Consider the following 19,216-nt stretch of genomic DNA (forward strand, 5'->3'; position numbering starts at 1 on the left):
GCAATTGTGACAGCGCAAGCCACGCGCGGCGGGCCGTTTGGCTGAGGTTCAAAAAAGCGCGAATTTGCGTCGCAGCGCGAAACTTATCCACAAGCGCGGCTGCGTTTTTCCTCCAGGGTGTTGCTGCAATGCAACATCGCTGGCGCGCGCCATGGCGGCGCGCGCCGCGACTCAGGCCGCGTCGCCCGCGGCTTCCTTGGCCTTGTCGGCATAGACGCGCACCGGGTCCTTGCGGCCCTCGACGACATCCTTGTCGACGACGATCTCGACCACGTCGGTGAGGTCGGGCAGGTCGAACATCGTGTCGAGCAGGATCGCCTCGACGATCGAGCGCAGCCCGCGCGCGCCGGTCTTGCGTTCGATCGCCTTCTTGGCGACCGCGACCAGCGCGTCGTCGGTGAAGGTCAGCACGACCTCCTCGAGGTCGAACAGCTTGCGATACTGCTTGATCAGCGCGTTCTTGGGCTCGCCCAGAATCTTGACCAGCGCGTCGACGTCGAGGTCTTCGAGCGTCGCGATCACCGGCAGGCGGCCGACGAATTCGGGGATCAGGCCGAACTTCAGCAGATCCTCGGGCTCGATCTGCTTCAGCACCTCGCCCTGGCGGCGCTCGTCGGGGCCGGCGACATGCGCGCCGAAACCGATCGACTTGCCCTGCAGGCGGTCGCCGATGATCTTTTCGAGCCCGCTGAACGCGCCGCCCGCGATGAACAGGATGTTCGTCGTGTCGACCTGCAGGAATTCCTGCTGCGGATGCTTGCGCCCGCCCTGCGGCGGCACCGACGCGGTCGTGCCTTCCATCAGCTTGAGCAGCGCCTGCTGCACGCCTTCGCCCGACACGTCGCGGGTGATCGAGGGATTCTCCGCCTTGCGGCTGATCTTGTCGATCTCGTCGATATAGACGATGCCGCGCTGCGCCTTTTCGACATTATAGTCGGACGACTGCAGCAGCTTGAGGATGATGTTCTCGACATCCTCGCCGACATAGCCGGCTTCGGTCAGCGTCGTCGCGTCGGCCATGGTGAAGGGCACGTCGAGGAAGCGCGCGAGCGTCTGCGCGAGCAGGGTCTTGCCGCTGCCGGTCGGGCCGACGAGCAGGATGTTCGACTTCGCCAGTTCGACGTCGTCGCCGCGGCCCGAGTTGGCGAGGCGCTTGTAGTGGTTGTGCACCGCGACCGACAGCACGCGCTTGGCGGTGTTCTGGCCGATGACATAATTGTCGAGGTGCTGGCAGATTTCGAGCGGCGTCGGCACCGCGCCGTCCTTGCGCGCGGCGACCCCGCCCTTGATCTCCTCGCGGATGATGTCGTTGCACAGTTCGACGCATTCGTCGCAGATGAAGACGGTCGGCCCGGCGATCAGCTTGCGCACTTCGTGCTGCGACTTGCCGCAGAAGGAGCAATAGAGGGTGCTCTTGCTGTCGGAGCCAGAGAGCTTGGTCATAAAATTCCTTTTGGGGCCGGGCGAATCGCCGCCGGGCCCATGCTGGCGCCGCCCCCGCTGGAGACGCCGCCGATCATCCTAGCCCCCGTCACCCCGATTACAATATGGCAATTGGGTGACATGGATACAATGTCCCGGCTAGGCCCAAGCCGCCAACAGCCCGTCAAGAAACGCGGTTACCGGCTTATGTTTTCCGTCACCCCGGGCCCCGACCCGGGGTCCCGCTCGGCCACGTCGACCAGCGGGACCCGGATCAAGTCCGGGGTGACGACAGGGTTCGTCAGGGCGTCGGGCCCTCGCTCACATCCTTGGGCGCATCGTCGCCGGGCAGGCCGGGACGGCGGTCGTAGACATGGTCGACGATGCCGAAGGCCTTGGCCTCGTCGGCTTCGAGGAAGGTGTCGCGGTCCATCGCTTTCTCGATCTCTTTCAGCGACTTGCCGGTATATTTGACATAGAGGTCGTTCATCCGCTTGCGGATGCGCAGGATTTCCTTGGCCTGAATCTCGATGTCCGACGCCATGCCGCGCGCGCCGCCCGAGGGCTGGTGGACCATGACGCGCGCATTGGTCAGCGCGACGCGCATGCCGGGCTCGCCCGCGGCGAGCAGGAAGCTGCCCATCGACGCGGCCTGGCCGATGCACACGGTGCCGACGCGCGGGCGGATGTACTGCATCGTGTCGTGGATCGCCATGCCCGCCGTGACGACGCCGCCCGGCGAGTTGATGTACATATAGATGTCCTTCTTCGGATTTTCCGATTCGAGGAACAGGAGCTGGGCGACGATCAGCGAGGCCATCTGGTCCTCGACCTCGCCGGTGACGAAGACGATCCGTTCGCGCAGCAGGCGGGAGAAAATGTCGAAGCTCCGTTCGCCGCGGCTCGTCTGTTCGACGACGACGGGAACCAGTGCGCTCAGCGGGTCGATCATTGGAAATTCGTCCTTCGTTGTTCGGGATGCCGCGCCGAGAATCCGGCGGGTCTGCCCCTCCGCGCTCTACATCGGCGGCGCGCGCAAAGGTTTCAAGGGGGCAAACGAGGGGCCGCTCCGCTTTGTCCGGGGCAGACATGCCGTGGGGCTAGGCCTATAGGGGTGCGATGGACGCAAGCGATCGCCGAAAGTCCGGCCCGCCCGAAGATGTGCCGCTACTGCCCTGGTACCAGGGGGCTTTCACGCACGCCTTCGTCGCCCTCCATCCGTTTTTCACCATCGACGGCCTCGATCCCGGCGTTTGCGAGAGTGGGTCGCTGATCCTTCGGCGGTCCGGGGCGCCCGAGGAAGCGGACCTGCTCGAATGGGCGGACGCCGCGCGCGCAGACCGGCGACGCGGCAAGGAGATCGACGGCGAAAGGCTCGATTCGATCGCCAAGGCGTTCGGCAAGCCCGTGCGATGGCGGACGATAGGCCAGGATGCCGGCATCGCCGATCACTGCGAACTCGATCGGGCGCTCCGAACCCATATCGGCGGCTTGCGGCGCGATCTTGCCGATCCGCGATTGACCGAACAGTTGCTGCATCATTGCGATCGCGATGCCATATTCCTGCCGACCGAGGGGCGGTTCGAACCGATCATGCAGGATGCCCTGATGCACATGTTCGCCCGCGCCGGGTGCCGCCGGATATTCGCCGGCGACGCGTTTGGCGACGAAGAGCGACTGGTCGACGTCGAAGCATTGACCGGCGGTCGGCCTTGGGTCGGCGTGGAAGATGTCCCGGCTTATGGTGCAAGGCGCTTGTTCGCCCCCGACCTGTCGCTTCTGGCCTGGGTGCATTGGGACAGCTTCCAGACCGTGATCTTCGGCACCGAAGACAGCCTCGCCGGATTGCGGCTCGACGATCTGTTCGAAGGCTTTTGGTGTTCGGAGGACACCGTCACTTACTGGCTGACGCAGCCGCCAATTCCGCTGGTGCAATAGGGCACGCCCCTCGTCGGAGCGGCCACGACAGCCTCAGTCGCCTTCGCCGGGCTCGGCCGAGAAATGCGTTTCATATTTGCCCTCGACGCCCTTGAACTCGTCGGCGTCGGCGGGGGTTTCCTTCTTGACCGTGATGTTCGGCCATTCGGCGCTGAACTTGGTGTTGAGCTCGAGCCACTTCTCGAGCCCGCTCTCGGTGTCGGGCAGGATCGCCTCGGCGGGGCATTCGGGTTCGCACACGCCGCAGTCGATGCACTCGTTCGGGTTGATGACGAGCATATTCTCGCCCTCGTAGAAACAGTCGACGGGGCACACCTCGACGCAGTCCATATATTTGCACCGGATGCAGGCGTCGGTGACGACATAGGTCATGGGTATCGGCTCCCTTTGAAGGCGGCGTCCTCGCCGTCCGTCAGATGCGTTTCCAGCGCCTCTAAGCCGCGCGGCGCGGGCCCGTCAACGCTAAGCGACTGTTGCGAATCACTCTCACCCGCTAGCCGCTTTTCGCCGCGCTGGCGGCACAGCTTTTCTGGGCGTGCCGATAGCTCAGCTGGCGGCGGGGGCCTCGCCCCCCAGCCGTTCGTAACAGGCCTGCGCCTCGGGCGCGGGGCCGCGGCGCAGCGGCAGCGACAGGAGGCGGATCACCTCGATCCTTTCGCCGACCGGCAGCACCAGGGTCTCGCCCGCGTGCACCGCGGCGGAGGCACGGGTGATGCGGCGGCCGTCGAGGCGGATATGCCCCGCCGCGACCATCGCCTGCGCGATGCTGCGTGAGCGCGCGAAACGCAGATACCATAATAATTTGTCGAGCCGGATGCTCCCCGCGGCGCCCGGGCTCGCCATCAGTCTTTCCGCGCGTCGGCGAGCAGCGCGGCGAGGCCGGCGAAGGGGCTGTGCGGCGAGGGGCCGCGGCGCGGCGCGCGGTCGGGCCGCTCGGGGCGATCCTGCCGCGGCGGCGGCGCGCCGCCCGGTTTGCCGTGTTTGCGGCGCTTGTCCTTGTTCGGTTTGCCCGGCGCCGACAGCGGCTGGCCATTTCGCGCCGCGTCGGGGCGCCCCGGCTGCTGCGCGCGCTGGCCCGCCTTGTGGGTATGCTTGTGCCCCTGCTTGTGGCGCGGTTTCTTGTCGCGGCCGCGGTGTCCCGACCAGCGCCAGCGGTCGAGCTCGGGCTCGCCGACGCTGCGGAAGCCAAAGGCCTGGAGCAGCCCGCGCCGCGCGATGGTGTCGAGCCCCAGCGAGGTCGCGAGCGCGGGGTCGATCAGGAAACCCGCGGGCGGCGGGGCCGCAGACGGCGCGTCATGGCCGCCATGGTCTTCGTCATGCTCGTCGCCGCCCACGATCGGCGCGGCGGGCTTGGCGTCGGCCTGGAGGCGCGCGGCGTGCGCCTGGCGCGCGAGCCTTTCGGCCATGTCGATGCGCAGCCAGCCTTCGCCGCAGCGGCGGAAACCCGCGATGCCGAGGCCGACGGGCGGCCCGTCCTTCTGCCACACCGCGCCGTGCGGCGGCAGCGGCGGCAGGCGCCCGCCCTGCTGCGCGGCGAGCAAGGCGGCGCGCCAGCGCACCGCCTCGGGCTTCAGCAATAGGGGATGGAACAGGTCGAGCGAGCCGATGGTGAGCCCGATCTTGCGCAGCAGCGGCCTTTCCTCGGCGCTCATCGCCGTCAGCTGCTCGTCGACGCGGTCGCGCGCGACGAAACCGCCGCCGTCGACCAGCGCGGCGAGCAGTGCGCGCACCCGCGGCGGCGTGAACAGATCGCCCGCGGCCTCGCCCATCGCGGCGAGCGGACCGGCGTGGCGCGCGAGCTGCGCCGCGACGAAGCGCTGCAGCCGCTCGACGATCGCCTGTACCTGCGGCACCTCCAGCCGGCGCAGCGCGGGTTCGACCAGGATCGCCGGCTGCACGAGCGTCGGTCCCTTGGCGAGCGTCGCGATCACGTCGCCGTGCCACGCGATGCGCGGGGTTTCGCCGGGCTCGCTGATCAGCGCCAGTGCGCTATCGTCGCCCTCGGCGAGCGCGCCGGCGCGGCGCGCGAGTTCGGCGCGCAGATGCTTTTCGGCGGCGGCGAGCAGCAGCCGGTGGTCGCTGGCGCGCGCCTTGGCGTCGACCTTGAACTGAAACCCTTTGAGGGTGCCGATCGCCTCGCCGTCGACCGCGACGGTGCCGTCGGCGCCGACCGCGACGGGCAGCGCGGCGTGGCGCTGCCCCGCATCGCGGATGAGGAGCGCGAGGCGGCGGTCGACGAAGCGCTGCGCGAGCGCGGCGTGCAGCGCGTCGGAGAGGCGCGTCTCGAGCGCCTGCGTCTGCTGCGTCCAGCCCGCGGCGTCGGCGATCCAGTCGCCGCGCTGCGCGATGAAGCAGAGCGTACGCACCGCCGCGATGCGGCTCGCGAGCTGGTCGATGTCGCCGTCGGTGCTGTCGAGCCGCGCGAGCCTTTTGGCGAACCAGTCGGGGTCGATCATCCCGTCGCCGCTCGTCCGCCACTGCCACAGCTTGAACACCGTGCGGCTATGATGCTCGGCGCCGAGCTGTTCGAAATCGGGAAGGCCGCAGGCGTCCCACAGGCGCTGGACGGCGTCGAAGTCGCTGCCGCGCATGCGCACTTCCATGTCGCCCGCGAGATGCTTGAGCACCGCGAGGTCGACCGCCTCGGGCGCGGCGCGCAGCCGCGGATGCGCGGGCGGCTGCGCAAGGTCGGCCAGCAACTGATCGAGCGTCGCATAGCCCGGCGTCGGATTGCGCCAGTAGACGCTCTGCAGCGGCGGGAAATGATGCCCCTCGATCGCGTGGATTTCCTCAGGCGTGAAGCCGCCCTGCGGCAAGCCGACGGTGCCGAAGGTCCCGTCCTGCTGGTGCCGCCCGGCGCGCCCGGCGATCTGCGCCATCTCGCTGATCGTCAGCCGGCGGAGGCGGCGTCCGTCGAATTTCTGTAGCGAAGCGAAGGCGACATGCTGGACGTCGAGGTTGAGCCCCATGCCGATCGCGTCGGTCGCGACCAGATAGTCGACCTCGCCCGCCTGGAACATCTCGACCTGCGCGTTGCGCGTGCGGGGCGACAGCGCGCCCATCACCACCGCGGCGCCGCCCGCGAAGCGGCGCAGCATCTCGGCGATGGCATAGACCTCCTCGGCCGAGAAGGCGACGACCGCCGATCGTTTGGGCAGGCGCGACAGCTTGCACGAACCGGCATAGCTCAGGGTCGAGAAGCGCGGGCGGGTGACGATCTCGGCCTCGGGCACCAGGTCGCGGACGAGGCCGTGGATGCTCGCCGAGCCGAGGATCATCGTTTCCTCGCGTCCGCGCGCGCGCAGCATGCGGTCGGTGAAGACATGGCCGCGCTCGGGGTCGGCGCCCAATTGCGCCTCGTCGATGCCGACGAAGGCGACCTCGCGTTCGAGTGGGAGCGCTTCCATCGTACCGAGCAGGTAGCGCGCGTCGGGCGGCATGATCCGCTCCTCGCCCGTGACCAGCGCGACCTGTTTCTCGCCCTTGATCGCGACGACGCGGTCGTAAACCTCGCGCGCGAGCAGGCGGAGCGGGAAGCCGATCATGCCGCTCGACCGGGCGGTCAGCCGCTCGACCGCCAAATGGGTTTTGCCGGTGTTGGTGGGGCCAAGGACGGCCTTGACCGGGCTGGAATCGGGAGACGACATTTTCTTGAGGTCCAAGCTGGCATGCGCCGCGCTGCGGTGCAACAGGGGATCGACGGACGGCGCGGCGAAACCGCATTTTTCTTTGATCTCACGCCATGTCCCGCCTCCGCCACGGCTCGCCGCAAGGCCCGCCGCGGCGCCGGGCATTAAATTGACTTTAACGGTCTTTCTTTACAGACGAACGGTCGGAAACATCTTCGGCGGCCGGGCACGGGAGGTGCCGCGGGCGACCGGGCGGGGGTTGCAGTCTTTGTTCCAGCGTCACGAACCCATCGCGGGCATGACCGGCAACGCGGCCGCGCTGTCGATGACGCAGGCGATTCCCTTCGGGCGCAATGGCGCCGCGGATCCGCTTCCCGAGCTCAAATGGCATGAGGCGCTGCGCGAGCGGTTCGCGCATCTCGACCTCGTCCCCGACCTTGGCGACAATATCGGTTCGGCGCATTGGTGGCGCGGGCTCGCGACGCTGACCCTGCTCTGCGGCGGCGCGATCGCGACCTTCCCCGGGGTCCAGCCCTTCGTCGCGGGCGGCGCCCCCGCGCTCGACACCGCCGACTTCAACGAAGCGCGCGCGCAGATGATCGTGCCGCTCGCACTCGGCGGCGACACCGGGCGGCACATGGCGGCGACCGACGCGGTGCGCCCGCTGACGCAGACCCCCGAACGCCCGCAGATCGAACTCACCGCCACGCTCGGCAGCGGCGACAGCTTCGCGCGCCTGCTCGAACGGTCAGGGGTAGGAAGCGCCGATGCGCAGGCGCTCGCCCGCCAGGTGTCGTCCGCTGTGCCGCTCGCCGATATCGCGCCGGGCACGCGCATCGACCTGATCCTCGGCCGCCGCGCCGCGCGCACCATGCCGCGTCCGGTCGACGCGCTCGCGATGCGCGCGCGCTTCGACCTGCGCATCGAGATGGAGCGGATGAACGGCCAGCTCGTCATGCGCCGCATCCCGATCGCGGTCGACGCGACCCCGCTGCGCATCCGCGGCCGGGTCGGCGACAGCCTCTATCGCTCGGCGCGCGCCGCGGGCGCCCCCGCCGAAGCGGTGCAGGCGTATCTGCGCGTCATCGGCAAGCAGATTTCGGTCGGCAGCGAGATTCGCGCCGGCGACGAATATGACATCATCGTCGACTATCGCCGCGCCGAGACCGGCGAGACCGAGGTCGGCAAATTGCTCTACGCGGGGCTCGTCCGGAACGGCAAGCAGCGGCTGTCGATGATCGAATGGACCGTCGACGGGCGCCTGCAATGGTTCGAGGCGTCTGGCGCGGGCGAGACCAGCGGCGGCATGGTGCGCCCGACCAACGGCCGCCAGACATCGGGCTATGGCCTGCGCCGTCACCCGATCCTCGGCTACAAGCGCATGCACAGCGGCGTCGATTACGGCGGCGGTTACGGCGCACCGATCTACGCGGTCACCGACGGCGTGGTGACGATCGCCGGGCGCCACGGCGGCTATGGCAATTTCGTCAAGCTGAGTCACGGCGGCGGCATGGGCACCGGCTATGGCCATATGAGCCGCATCTCGGTGCGTCCCGGCCAGCGCGTCAATCGCGGCCAGCTGATCGGCTATATCGGCTCGACCGGGCTCTCGACCGGCCCGCACCTCCATTTCGAGGTCTATCGCAACGGCCAGGCGGTGAACCCCGCCTCGGTCAGCTTCGTCACCCGCGCGCGGCTCGAGGGCAAGGCGCTCGCCGACTTCCGCGCGCGCATCCGCCAGCTGACGACGGTCGCCCCCGGCGCGGCGCTGACCCCGGTGGCGGCGAAAGCGGCCGAGGGGCCGAAGCTCGGCAGCCTCGCCGATGTCGCCTCGAAGCGCGTGGGCGGCGGGATCTGAGATCATATCGCCCTCCCGCCTGCGGGAGGGGTGGGTTTGCCCAATATCCATTTGCCCCGCGGCGCGACGCCGCTATGCACGCGCCATGACCCATGCCGCCTTTCCCGAGCTGCGCCTGCGCCGCACCCGCCGGACCGCGTGGAGCCGCGCGATGGTGCGCGAGACCCAGCTCACGCCCGCGAACCTCATCTGGCCGCTGTTCGTCTGCGCGGGCGAGGGCGTCGAGGAGCCGATCGCCAGCCTGCCCGGCGTGTCGCGCTGGTCGGTCGAACTGATCGTCGAACGCGCCGCCGAAGCGATCGAGGCGGGCATCCCGTGCATCGCGCTCTTCCCCTATACCGAGGCCGATCGCCGCAGCGAAGACGGCGCCGAGGCGCTCAATCCCGAGAATCTTATGTGCCGCGCCGTGCGCGCAATCAAGGCGGCGCATGGCGATGCGATCGGCATACTCACCGACGTCGCGCTCGACCCCTATACCAGTCACGGGCAGGACGGGCTGGTCGACGATAGCGGCCATGTCCTCAACGACGAGACGGTGGAAGTGCTCGTCGGCCAGGCGCTGGGCCAGGCGCGCGCCGGCGCCGACATCATCGCGCCCAGCGACATGATGGACGGCCGCATCGGCGCGATCCGCGCCGCGCTCGAGGACGAAGGTTTCGGCCATGTCCAGATCATGAGCTATGCCGCCAAATATGCCTCGGCCTTCTATGGCCCCTTCCGCGACGCGGTCGGCTCGCGCGGGCTCCTCAAGGGCGACAAGAAGGGTTACCAGATGGACCCCGCCAACGCCGAGGAGGCGCTGCGCGAGGTGGCGCAGGACCTCGCCGAGGGCGCCGACAGCGTGATGGTCAAGCCCGGCCTGCCGTATCTGGACATCGTGACGCGGGTGAAGGCGGCGTTCGAGGTCCCCGTCTTCGCCTACCAAGTGTCGGGTGAATATGCGATGATCGAGGCCGCGGCGGCGGCGGGCGCGGGCGACCGCGACGCGCTCGTCCTCGAAACCTTGCTCGCCTTCCGCCGTGCCGGCGCCTCGGGCATCCTCACCTATCACGCGCTGCATGCTGCGAGGCTGTTGAATGACTGATTCCGCCGCGGGCGCCGCCGCTCCCGCAAGCCCGCGCCGCTGGCTGTTCGTCGCGACGATCCTCGTCGGCAGCTTCCTGCTCTTCCTGGTCCAGCCGATGGTCGCGCGCATGGTGCTGCCCAAATTGGGCGGCGCCCCCGCGGTGTGGAACAGCGCGATGCTCGTCTATCAGGCGTTGCTGCTCGGCGGCTATGCCTATGCGCATTGGCTCGGGCGCTTCGCGGTGCGGCGCCAGGCGATGATCCATGTCGGGCTGCTCGCCGCCGCGGCGCTGTGGCTGCCGATCGGCATCGCCAATATCGCGCCCGCCGCGCCGGGGCAGGAGGCGCTGTGGGTGCCGTTGCTGCTCGTCGCGTCGATCGGCCCGGTCTTCTTCGCGGTCGCGGCGCAGGCGCCGCTGATGCAGCGCTGGTTCGCCGCCGACGCGCGCGCGGGCGATCCCTATTATCTCTATGCCGCCTCGAACCTCGGCAGCTTCGCGGGGCTGCTGAGCTATCCCGCGCTGGTCGAGCCCAGCCTGCCGCTCGCGGCGCAAAGCTGGGGCTGGACCGCGGGCTATGCGCTGCTCGTCGCACTCGTCGTCGCGGTCGCCGCCGCCCGCTGGCACGCCGCGGCGCAGGCCCCCGCCGCCGATGCCGCTGCGGCGGTGCCGCCCCCGGGCTGGCGCCGCCAGCTCCACTGGCTGCTGATCGCTGCGGTTCCCTCGGGGCTGATGCTCTCGACGACGACGCACCTCACCACCGACATCGTCGCCATGCCCTTGCTGTGGGTGCTGCCGCTCGGCCTCTATCTCCTGAGCTTCGTGATCGCCTTCTCGACCGCCGACCGGCTGGTCCAGATCTTCGCCTTCATCGCGCCGCCGGTGCTGCTCGCCGCGGGCGGGATCGCGCTGCTCAGCAGCGGCGGCGGATCGATGATGATCGCGCTCGCCAGCCTCGCGATGCTGTTCGTCGTCGCCGTCGCGCTGCACGGCTATCTCTATCATCTGCGCCCGGCGCCGCGGCATCTGACGCTCTTCTATCTGATCATGTCGGCGGGGGGCGTGCTCGGCGGGCTGTTCGCGGCGCTCTTCGCGCCGCTCGTCTTCGACTGGGCCTATGAGCATCCCTTGCTCGTGCTCGCCGCCGCCGCGCTGCTGCCGCTGCCCGCGCTCTTCCCGTGGAACGAGTGGCTGAAGCTGTCGCCGCGCACGGGCGCGATCGTCGCCGCGGTGCTCGTCGCGGCAGCGTGCACTATCGCGCTGAAGACCGGTTTCGCCTGGACCGGCCGGCTCGAGGGGTGGGAGGGCGCCGGCGCGCTCGCGATCCTGGTGATCGGCCTGCTCGTCACCGGCTGGCGCTGGGCCTATGTCGCGACGCTCGCGGCGCTGATGGTCGCCATCGGCGGGGTCGACACGATCAAGGAGAGCTTCTCGGGCAACCGCGTGCGCAGCTATTTCGGCGTCTATACCGTCACCGACGACGGCTTCCGCCAGGAACGCCGCCTCGCGCACGGCACGACGCTGCACGGGCTGCAGCTGACCTCGCCGGGGCACGAGCGGCGCCCGACCACCTATTATGGCTTCCAGTCGGGGGTCGGGCTGACGCTCGACAAGGCCGACCTGCTCGCGGGCCCCAATGCCTCGATCGGCATCGTCGGGCTCGGCACCGGCACGCTCGCCTGCTACCGCAAGCCGGGGCAGGCGTGGACGATCTTCGAGATCGACCCGGCGATGGTCGCGATCGCGCGCGATCCATCGAAATTCACCTTCATCAGCGATTGCGCGCCCGACGTGCCGATCGTGATCGGCGACGCGCGGCTCCAACTCGCCGAGCAACCACCCGCCAGCTTCGACATCCTCGTCATCGACGCCTTTTCGTCGGACGCGATCCCGCTGCACCTGCTCACCGCCGAGGCGTACGACGTCTACACCCGCGCGCTGAAGCCGGGCGGCATCCTGCTCGTCCATATCTCGAATCGCTTCTTCGGGCTCGAACCCGTGCTCGCGGCCGAGGCGAAGGCGCGCGGCTGGCAGGCGGCGATCCGCATGGATCCGGCGACCGGCGGCGAGGCGGGCGGGCTAACCAGCTCGAACTGGGTCGCGTTCACCGCGACGCCGCAGCGCATGCAGCGGTTGACCGGGGGCATCCAGCCGCGCGAAAAGGCCTTCGACGACGGCGTCTGGGTGCCGCTCGACGGCCGCGCGGGTTTTTCGCGCTGGACCGACGACTATGCCTCGACGCTGCCGATCCTGATCTGGAAACATATTATCGGAGGTCGCGACGAATGAGCGACATCAGCATCATCACGGTCAACGGCAAGACGCCGCAGATCGACCCCAGCGCCTTCATCGCGCCCGGCTGCCGGATCATCGGCGACGTGCGCATCGGCCCCGACGTCAGCATCTGGTATAATTGCGTGCTGCGCGCCGACGTCAGCCATATCGTCGTCGGCGCAAGGTCGAACATCCAGGACGGCAGCGTCGTCCATTGCGACGGCCCGATGCCGCACCGTCCCGAGGGCTTTCCGACGATCATCGGCGAGGATGTGCTGATCGGCCATCTCGCGATGGTCCACGGCTGCACGCTCGCCGACCGCGCGTTCGTGGGGCTCAAGGCGACGGTCATGAACGGCTGCACCATCGGCAGCGACGCGATGCTCGCCGCGGGCGCCTTGCTCACCGAGAACAAGGAAATCCCCGAGCGCGAGCTCTGGGCGGGATCGCCCGCGCGCCGCGTGCGCGAGATCGGCGACGAACAGGCCGCGGGCATGCAGGTCGGCGTCGCGCATTATGTGCTCAACGGGCGCATGCACAAGGCGGCGGTGGAGGGGAACTCGTCAGCTGAAGCTCACCATCGCATAGAGCATCGGGATCGACAGCAGGGTGTTGGTCCGCGAAAAGATCATCGCGGTCTTCGCGGCCTTGGCCTTGGTCGCATCGTCGGCTTCGACGATGCCCAGCGCCTTCTTCTGGTTCGGCCAGATCACGAACCACACGTTGAACGCCATGATCAGCCCCAACCACATGCCGACGCCGATCAGCTTGTACGGGTCCTGCAGCGTCAGCGCGGGCGCCAGATATTTGGCGTGGCCGGCGATGCCGAGGCCCAGCAGCACGGTGGCCAGCGCCGCCCAGCGGAACCAGAACAGCGCGGCGGGCGCGATATGCTTCGACACGCCGGGCTTCAGCTCGGCCGGAATCTTGGGCATCGTCGGGATCTGGACGAAGTTGAAATAATAGAGCAGCCCGATCCACAGCACGCCGAAGAAGGTGTGCAGCCAGCGCATGACCGCCATGGCGGCCGCGCCGCCATCCTCGAAATTCTGGCCGTTGAGGCCGAGCATCAGGGCGATCGCGAGCACGAGCCCCGCGCCCAGCACGGCGTGCAGATTACCGAAAAACTTGTCCATTTGCAGTTCCCCCTCGTTTGTGTGGGGCGCGGCGCGACCCGGTGCCCGGGCCACGCTATGCCAGCGACGGGGGGAGGGTTCAACTTTTGTCGGTCGCGGGCTCCTCGGGCATCGCGAGGCCGTTCTTCAGCATCACCGGCAATTGCGTGAGCGTGAAGAGGAAGGAGAGGGCGGTGATGCCCCAGACCTTGATCGTCAGCCACAGATCGAAGCTCATCGCCTTCGCCTGGATCAGCTCGTACATCACATGGTTGGCGATACCGAGCGCGGCGAAGAACAGCCCCCAGTTGCGCGACAGCAGCATCCAGCCCCGCTCGGTGATCCCGTCGAGCGCCGACTGGAGCAGATATTTGAGCATCGGCTTGCCCGCGAAATAGCCGCCGAGCAGCAGCGCGGCAAAGGCGCCATAGATGATCGTCGGCTTCATCACGATGAAGCTCTCGTCGTGGAAATAGACGGTGAGCGCGCCGAAACCGATGACGAGGATGCTCGACAGCCACAGCATCGGCGAGATGCGTCCGAGCTTCCATTTCGACACGACCATCGCGATGACGATCGCCACCATGAAGGCGACCGTGCCCTTGATCGCCGCAGTCGTCGCCGCAAAGGCGCCGGTGCCGCCCGAGCTGAACTTGTAGGCGAGGAAGAAGACCAGCAGCGGCCCGAAGTCGATCGCGAAATTGAGCGCGCCATGCTTGGCGGGCGGCGGCGCGGGGACGGCCTCGGGGCCGGTGGGAAGCTGGTCGAGCGTGTCGCTCATCTGATATTTCCTGCAATGATGCCCGCGATCTCGTCGGCATCGAACGGGCGAAGGTCGTCGATGGTTTCGCCGATGCCGATCGCGTGGATGGGAAGCCCGTGGCGCTCGGCCGCGGCGACGAGCACGCCGCCGCGCGCGGTGCCGTCGAGCTTGGTCATGACGAGGCCGGTGACCCCCGCGACCTCGCGGAACACGTCGATCTGCGACAGCGCATTCTGCCCCGTCGTCGCGTCGAGCACCAGCACGACGTCGTGCGGCGCGGCGGGGTTGAGGCGGCCGAGCACGCGCTTGATCTTCTCGAGCTCGTCCATCAGCTCGCGCTTGTTCTGGAGGCGCCCGGCGGTGTCGACGATCAGCACGTCGATGCCCGTCGCGGTCGCCTGCTTGACCGCGTCGAACACGATCCCTGCGGCATCGCCGCCCTCGGGTCCCGCCATGATCGGCACGCCCAGCCGCTCGGCCCAGACCTTGAGCTGGCCGATCGCGGCGGCGCGGAAGGTGTCGCCCGCGACGAGCATCACGCCATAATCCTGCTCCTGGAACAGGTGCGCGAGCTTGGCGATGGTCGTGGTCTTGCCCGACCCGTTGACCCCGATCACCAATATGACCTGCGGGCGCGGGAAGGCGTCGATCTCGAGCGGCTCGGCGACCGGGCGCAGCACCGCGCCGATCTCGTCGGCGACGATCTTCCTCAGTTCCTCGGTATCGTTCGCGACCGCGTCGCGGCGCGCGGCGAGCCGGTCGCGGATGCGCGCCGCCATCGCGGGACCCAGGTCGGCGGTGATCAGCGCTTCCTCGATGCGGTCGAGGTCGTCCTCGTCGAGCCGTGCCTTGCCGGTCAGCCCCGACAGATTTTCGCCTAGCCGTTCCGACGTGCGCTTGAGCCCGCCGAACAGCCGCTCGCTCCAGCTCGCGCCGCTCATGCTGCCAGCTCCGCGGCGAGGCGGTCGCCGTCGCGCGCACCGATCCGCACCGGCACGATGCTGCCGGGCATCGCTTCGCTGTCCAGCATCAGCCCCACAAAATTCTCGCCATGGCCGCTGCGCCCGTCGCGTTCGACCAGCATCTTCGTCATTCTACCCACTTGTTCGTCCATCCAGAGGTGCCGCCGCCGCGCATTGGCCTCGCGCAGGATCGCGGCGCGCGTCCGCGCGATCGTCCGTCCGACCTGCGGCATGCGCGCGGCGGGCGTCCCGGCGCGCGCGCTATAGGGAAAGATATGGCCGAAGACGATGTCGCAATCGTCGATCAGCGCCAGGCTGTTCGCGAACATCGCGTCGTCCTCGGTCGGAAAGCCCGCGATCAGGTCGGCGCCGATCGCGATCGCGGGCCGCGCCGCCTTCAATCGCCCCACGAGCTCGACGACCTGCGCCCTCCGATGCCGCCGCTTCATCCGCGTCAGCACCATATCGTCGCCGGCCTGCAGCGACAGATGGACATGCGGCATCACGCGCGCCTCTTCGGTCAGCAGCGCGAACAAGGCATCGTCGATCCGGTTCGGGTCTAGCGACGACAGCCGCAGCCGTTCGATGGGCAGCGCCAACAGGGCCTCGACCAGCGCCGCGAGCGTCGTCCCATTGTCGTCGCCATAGCTTGCGAGGTCGACCCCGGTCAGCACGATCTCGCGCTGCCCGCGATCGAGGGCGACGCGCGCCGAGTCCAGTATCGCATCGACCGTCGCCGACCGCGCCGTCCCGCGCGCGATCACCGTCGCGCAAAAGGTGCAGCTGTGCGAACAGCCCGTCTGCACGCCGAGGAAAGCGCGCGCATGGTCGGCGCCGGAGAGGGCGGGAGAATAAACTGCCGTGTCCCCGCCTTCGCGGGGGAACAGGGAAGAAGTCGGACGGTAACTCTCCACCAGCCCCTTCACGTCATTGCCGACCACCCGCGCACCCATCTCGGCGAAGCGTTCGGCCTCCAGCTCCGCCGCGCATCCGGTCACCACGACCTCGGCCCCCGGCCGCTCGCGCAACGCCCGCCGCACCGCCTGCCGCACCTGCCGCACCGCCTCGTCGGTCACCGCGCAGCTGTTGAAGATGATCGCGTCCTTCGCGCCCGCCGCGCTCGCCGCGGCGCGCACCGCTTCGCCCTCGGCGATGTTGAGCCGGCACCCGAAATTGACAACGTCAAGGCCGCCGTCCAAAACCTCGATGCTCATCCGAACTGCGCCCAGTCGGTCTCGCCCTCGAACACGCGCGTCGCGGCGCCGCTCATCACGATCGACTCGCCCGGCGCCCAGCGGATGACGAGGTCGCCGCCGGGCAGCGACACCGTCACCGGCGACTTGACCTTGCCCGCGCGGATCGCCGCGACCGCCGTTGCACAAGCACCCGTGCCGCACGCCTGCGTCAGCCCCACGCCGCGCTCCCACACGCGCAGCTGCAGGCAGTCGGGGCCGTCGAGGCTCGCGACATTGACGTTGACGCGCTCGGGGAACAGCGGGTCGGTCTCGATCCGCGGGCCGAGCTCGCCCAATGCCACCGCATCGGCCTCGGGCACGAAAAAGATGATGTGCGGATTGCCGACATTGACCGCGGCGCCATGCTCCAGCTCGTCCCACGCGACGGGCATGTCGCGCGTGTCCATCGGCATCGCGAGCGGGATATGCTCCCAGTCGAACACCGGCTCGCCCAGCACCACCTCGGCGCCGCCATCGGCCGGCGTCACGCGCAGCATGCCGCCCAGCGTCTCGATCACCGACGGCTGGCCGAGCAAGGTCGCGACGCAGCGCGTCGCATTGCCGCACGCCTCGACCTCGCCGCCGTCGGCGTTGAAGATGCGCATCCGCACATCGGCATGCGTCGAGGGTTCGAGCAGGATCAGCTGGTCGCAGCCGATGCCGTGGCGCCGGTCGGCAATCGCATGCGCGCGCGCCGGGGTCATCTCGACCACGCTCTCGCGCGCGTCGATCACGACGAAGTCGTTGCCGAGGCCATGCATCTTGGTGAAGCGATCCGCCATATCCCGCGCATGTAAGGCGGCGGGGCGGCGAAGTCTAGCGAGGCGGGCTGATCGGGCGCGACCGTGGCCGTCTAATTCTCCCCTCCCTGGAAGGGAGGGGTTGGGGGTGGGTGTCGCCGAGGCACTCGGCGACGTGCGCCAACACGGTCTGCGCGGCGCCTTCGGGATTGCTTATCACATCGCTGTTCCAGAGCCGGATCACGCGCCAGCCGTTCGTCTCAAGATACGCCGTGCGCGTGGCATCGTAATCTTGCTGACCGACATGCTGGCTGCCGTCGAGCTCGACTGCCAGTTTCGCTTCGCGGCATGCCAGATCGATGATGTAGTTCCCGACGACCAGCTGCCGCGTGAATGCAGGCCGGTAGCGCGATAGCAGCCGCCACAGCTTCCGTTCAGCCGGCGTCGAATCGCGCCGCAATCGGCGCGCGCGTTCGGTCATCTCGGGCGGGACGCGGTGCATGAAAGAAGAATAGAGCGGCGAGCTTCGCTCGCCAACCCACCCCCGGCCCCTCCCTTGCAGGGAGGGGAGATACTATGCCGACCGCCGCCGCTCGTCCTCTGCCGCACCCGCATCGGGCGCCACCGGCGTGCGCAGCAGGCCGCGGTCGGCGAGCAGCTTCGCGGTCGCCATTGCCGACGCGGGTTTGCCATAATGCCAGCCCTGCGCCTTGGCACAGCCGAGGCGGGTCAGTTCGATCGCGGTCGCCTCATCCTCGACGCCCTCGGCGGTGATCGGCATCGCCAGGCTCTCGCCCAGCCGCACGATCGCGACGACGATCGCCTGCGCATCGGGGCTGCCCTGCATCGCCGCGACGAAGCTCTTGTCGATCTTGATCCGGTCGAAGGGCAGCGCGCGCAGATGCGACAGCGACGAATAGCCCGTCCCGAAATCGTCGAGGGAGAGCGACACGCCCTGGTTCTTGAGGCTGGTGACGATCGAGCGCACCAGCGGCAGATTCTCGAACAGCGAGCTTTCGGTGATCTCGACCTCGAGCTGGCTCGCGGGGAACCCCGTCTCGACCAGCAGCTTGGTGAGCTTCTGGCTGAACCACGGATCTTTCAGCTGCTGCGGCGAGATATTGACCGCCAGCGTGATCGACGGGTCCCAGCCCTTGGCGATCTCCATCGCGTGGCGCACGACGCGCAGCGACAATTCGCCGATCAGCCCGCTTTCCTCGGCCACCGGAATGAAGCGGTCGGGCTCGACCATGCCATGCTCGGGCGAATCCCAGCGCATCAGCATCTCGAAACCGACCAGCCGGCCGGTCGCGATGTCGACCTGCGGCTCGAAGAAGGGGACGAACTCGTCGCGCGGCATGCCGCTGCGGATGCCGGTCTCGATCTGGTTGCGGACCTGCACCGCCATTTCCATGCCGGCCTCGAACCAGCAGAAGCGGTTCCGCCCCTCGTCCTTGCAATGATACATGGCGATGTCGGCCTGGCGCACCATAGTGTCCATCGAGATGTCGGCCGCGGTCGCCAGCGACAGGCCGATCGACGCGCCGATGCGGATCAGCTGGCCGTCGTGGGTCACCGGCTCCTCGAGCGTCGCGACGATCTCGGCCGCCAGCGCCTCGATATGCGGCTTGCCCGCGGGTTCGAACACCAGCATCGCGACGAACTCGTCGCCGCCCAGCCGCGCCATCAGCGCGCTCGGCGGCAGCACCGCGGCGATGCGCTCGGCGGCGACCTTCAGCATGCGGTCGCCCGCGGCGTGGCCGTGGATGTCGTTGACCGTCTTGAAATGGTCAAGGTCGAGCAGGAAGAGCGCGACATGGCGGCGCTCGGCGGCGGCGCTCTCGATCAGCGCCTGCCCCTGGTCGAGCATCGCGCGGCGGTTGAGGAAATCGGTGAGCGGGTCGCGGTCGGCGAGGTAGCGCGCCTGCTGCTCGGCCTCGGTGCGCGCGCGGATTTCGCGGTGGAGATCCTCGTAGCGGCGCCAGCCGAACAGGATCAGCGCGATGTTGAGGATCAGCGTCGCGGCGAGCACCTGGTCGGTGCCGCCGCCGATCCCCGACAGCGCGCGGACGACCGACTGCATGACATTGCTGCCGGTGCCGACGAACAGGATGATCGCGGCGACGACGATGCCGCCCGCGACGATATCGCGTTTCGCCCCCTCGGCGCGGTCGGGTGCTTTCGGCGGAGCGGCAGTCGCCATATTTCGCATGTCC

At 68.7% G+C, this 19,216-nt stretch carries 16 protein-coding genes and 1 pseudogene; 5 read left to right on the top strand and 12 right to left on the bottom strand.

Features of this window, described 5'->3' with window-relative positions:
* Positions 1-171: 171 nt before the first annotated feature.
* Entirely contained in the window at positions 172-1,443 is a 1,272-nt protein-coding gene (gene clpX, locus ATE62_RS05555; RefSeq protein ID WP_058807407.1) for an ATP-dependent Clp protease ATP-binding subunit ClpX, read from the bottom strand.
* 280 nt (positions 1,444-1,723) lie between these two features.
* Positions 1,724-2,374, bottom strand: a complete 651-nt coding sequence (locus ATE62_RS05560) for an ATP-dependent Clp protease proteolytic subunit (protein WP_058807408.1) — start codon at positions 2,372-2,374, stop codon at positions 1,724-1,726.
* Between the two features lie 167 nt (positions 2,375-2,541).
* Between ATE62_RS05560 and ATE62_RS05565 the strand changes: the two genes are divergently transcribed.
* Positions 2,542-3,360, top strand: coding sequence for a DUF2711 family protein (locus ATE62_RS05565; protein ID WP_058807409.1), 819 nt, complete (start codon positions 2,542-2,544; stop codon positions 3,358-3,360).
* Positions 3,361-3,393: 33 nt separating this feature from the next.
* Here ATE62_RS05565 and fdxA read toward each other — a convergent pair whose 3' ends face one another.
* The 3 genes from fdxA to ATE62_RS05580 all read right to left on the bottom strand — a co-directional run bounded on the left by fdxA (position 3,394) and on the right by ATE62_RS05580 (position 7,007).
* Positions 3,394-3,732, bottom strand: coding sequence for a ferredoxin FdxA (gene fdxA / locus ATE62_RS05570; protein ID WP_058807410.1), 339 nt, complete (start codon positions 3,730-3,732; stop codon positions 3,394-3,396).
* A gap of 174 nt (positions 3,733-3,906) precedes the next feature.
* The gene (locus ATE62_RS05575; protein WP_058807411.1) at positions 3,907-4,203 is read right to left on the bottom strand and encodes an RNA-binding S4 domain-containing protein; all 297 of its coding nucleotides are present in this window, start codon (positions 4,201-4,203) and stop codon (positions 3,907-3,909) included.
* Complete coding sequence (locus ATE62_RS05580; RefSeq protein ID WP_058818459.1) at positions 4,203-7,007, bottom strand: helicase-related protein; 2,805 nt, start codon at positions 7,005-7,007, stop codon at positions 4,203-4,205. The genes ATE62_RS05575 and ATE62_RS05580 overlap by 1 nt, the downstream gene beginning before the upstream one ends.
* A 280-nt stretch (positions 7,008-7,287) precedes the next feature.
* On the opposite strand from ATE62_RS05580, the gene ATE62_RS05585 reads away from it, so the two are divergent.
* The 4 genes and pseudogenes from ATE62_RS05585 to ATE62_RS22790 all read left to right on the top strand — a co-directional run.
* The gene (locus ATE62_RS05585; RefSeq protein WP_082662629.1) at positions 7,288-8,847 is read left to right on the top strand and encodes a M23 family metallopeptidase; all 1,560 of its coding nucleotides are present in this window, start codon (positions 7,288-7,290) and stop codon (positions 8,845-8,847) included.
* An 85-nt stretch (positions 8,848-8,932) separates the two neighbouring features.
* A complete protein-coding gene (gene hemB / locus ATE62_RS05590) occupies positions 8,933-9,931 on the top strand; it encodes a porphobilinogen synthase (protein ID WP_058807413.1) in 999 nt (332 codons plus the stop codon).
* The gene (locus ATE62_RS05595) at positions 9,924-12,200 is read left to right on the top strand and encodes a spermidine synthase (protein ID WP_058807414.1); all 2,277 of its coding nucleotides are present in this window, start codon (positions 9,924-9,926) and stop codon (positions 12,198-12,200) included. Before hemB ends, ATE62_RS05595 begins: the two co-directional genes overlap by 8 nt.
* Positions 12,197-12,742, top strand: a pseudogene (locus ATE62_RS22790) (gamma carbonic anhydrase family protein); the annotation flags it as partial. The gene ATE62_RS05595 and the pseudogene ATE62_RS22790, both read left to right, overlap by 4 nt.
* Positions 12,743-12,748: 6 nt before the next feature.
* On the opposite strand, the gene ATE62_RS05605 reads toward ATE62_RS22790, so the two are convergent.
* The 7 genes from ATE62_RS05605 to ATE62_RS05635 all read right to left on the bottom strand — a co-directional run bounded on the left by ATE62_RS05605 (position 12,749) and on the right by ATE62_RS05635 (position 19,203).
* Positions 12,749-13,321: a urate hydroxylase PuuD gene (locus ATE62_RS05605; RefSeq protein WP_058807416.1), complete on the bottom strand. Its 573-nt coding sequence runs from the start codon at positions 13,319-13,321 to the stop codon at positions 12,749-12,751.
* 79 nt (positions 13,322-13,400) lie between these two features.
* Positions 13,401-14,081: an inner membrane-spanning protein YciB gene (locus ATE62_RS05610; protein WP_058807417.1), complete on the bottom strand. Its 681-nt coding sequence runs from the start codon at positions 14,079-14,081 to the stop codon at positions 13,401-13,403.
* A complete protein-coding gene (ftsY, locus tag ATE62_RS05615) occupies positions 14,078-15,004 on the bottom strand; it encodes a signal recognition particle-docking protein FtsY (protein WP_058807418.1) in 927 nt (308 codons plus the stop codon). The genes ATE62_RS05610 and ftsY overlap by 4 nt, the downstream gene beginning before the upstream one ends.
* The gene (locus ATE62_RS05620) at positions 15,001-16,239 is read right to left on the bottom strand and encodes a MiaB/RimO family radical SAM methylthiotransferase (RefSeq protein ID WP_058807419.1); all 1,239 of its coding nucleotides are present in this window, start codon (positions 16,237-16,239) and stop codon (positions 15,001-15,003) included. The genes ftsY and ATE62_RS05620 overlap by 4 nt, the downstream gene beginning before the upstream one ends.
* Positions 16,236-17,042, bottom strand: coding sequence for a diaminopimelate epimerase (gene dapF, locus ATE62_RS05625; protein WP_058807420.1), 807 nt, complete (start codon positions 17,040-17,042; stop codon positions 16,236-16,238). Before dapF ends, ATE62_RS05620 begins: the two co-directional genes overlap by 4 nt.
* A gap of 34 nt (positions 17,043-17,076) precedes the next feature.
* On the bottom strand, positions 17,077-17,502 hold the full coding sequence (locus ATE62_RS05630) for an endonuclease domain-containing protein (RefSeq protein ID WP_058807421.1): 426 nt from the start codon (positions 17,500-17,502) through the stop codon (positions 17,077-17,079).
* Positions 17,503-17,574: 72 nt separating this feature from the next.
* On the bottom strand, positions 17,575-19,203 hold the full coding sequence (locus tag ATE62_RS05635) for a putative bifunctional diguanylate cyclase/phosphodiesterase (RefSeq protein ID WP_058807422.1): 1,629 nt from the start codon (positions 19,201-19,203) through the stop codon (positions 17,575-17,577).
* Positions 19,204-19,216: the final 13 nt, after the last annotated feature.

The sequence above is a fragment of the Sphingopyxis sp. HIX genome, assembly GCF_001468285.1.
Lineage (GTDB): Bacteria > Pseudomonadota > Alphaproteobacteria > Sphingomonadales > Sphingomonadaceae > Sphingopyxis.

Bases quoted from the DNA above. Each gene is read 5' to 3' on its own strand.
- clpX (WP_058807407.1), bottom strand. From the start codon at position 1,443: ATGACCAAGCTCTCTGGCTCCGACAGCAAGAGCACCCTCTATTGCTCC.
- ATE62_RS05560 (WP_058807408.1), bottom strand. From the start codon at position 2,374: ATGATCGACCCGCTGAGCGCACTGGTTCCCGTCGTCGTCGAACAGACG.
- ATE62_RS05565 (WP_058807409.1), top strand. From the start codon at position 2,542: ATGGACGCAAGCGATCGCCGAAAGTCCGGCCCGCCCGAAGATGTGCCG.
- fdxA (WP_058807410.1), bottom strand. From the start codon at position 3,732: ATGACCTATGTCGTCACCGACGCCTGCATCCGGTGCAAATATATGGAC.
- ATE62_RS05575 (WP_058807411.1), bottom strand. From the start codon at position 4,203: ATGGCGAGCCCGGGCGCCGCGGGGAGCATCCGGCTCGACAAATTATTA.
- ATE62_RS05580 (WP_058818459.1), bottom strand. From the start codon at position 7,007: ATGTCGTCTCCCGATTCCAGCCCGGTCAAGGCCGTCCTTGGCCCCACC.
- ATE62_RS05585 (WP_082662629.1), top strand. From the start codon at position 7,288: ATGACCGGCAACGCGGCCGCGCTGTCGATGACGCAGGCGATTCCCTTC.
- hemB (WP_058807413.1), top strand. From the start codon at position 8,933: ATGACCCATGCCGCCTTTCCCGAGCTGCGCCTGCGCCGCACCCGCCGG.
- ATE62_RS05595 (WP_058807414.1), top strand. From the start codon at position 9,924: ATGACTGATTCCGCCGCGGGCGCCGCCGCTCCCGCAAGCCCGCGCCGC.
- ATE62_RS05605 (WP_058807416.1), bottom strand. From the start codon at position 13,321: ATGGACAAGTTTTTCGGTAATCTGCACGCCGTGCTGGGCGCGGGGCTC.
- ATE62_RS05610 (WP_058807417.1), bottom strand. From the start codon at position 14,081: ATGAGCGACACGCTCGACCAGCTTCCCACCGGCCCCGAGGCCGTCCCC.
- ftsY (WP_058807418.1), bottom strand. From the start codon at position 15,004: ATGAGCGGCGCGAGCTGGAGCGAGCGGCTGTTCGGCGGGCTCAAGCGC.
- ATE62_RS05620 (WP_058807419.1), bottom strand. From the start codon at position 16,239: ATGAGCATCGAGGTTTTGGACGGCGGCCTTGACGTTGTCAATTTCGGG.
- dapF (WP_058807420.1), bottom strand. From the start codon at position 17,042: ATGGCGGATCGCTTCACCAAGATGCATGGCCTCGGCAACGACTTCGTC.
- ATE62_RS05630 (WP_058807421.1), bottom strand. From the start codon at position 17,502: ATGCACCGCGTCCCGCCCGAGATGACCGAACGCGCGCGCCGATTGCGG.
- ATE62_RS05635 (WP_058807422.1), bottom strand. From the start codon at position 19,203: ATGGCGACTGCCGCTCCGCCGAAAGCACCCGACCGCGCCGAGGGGGCG.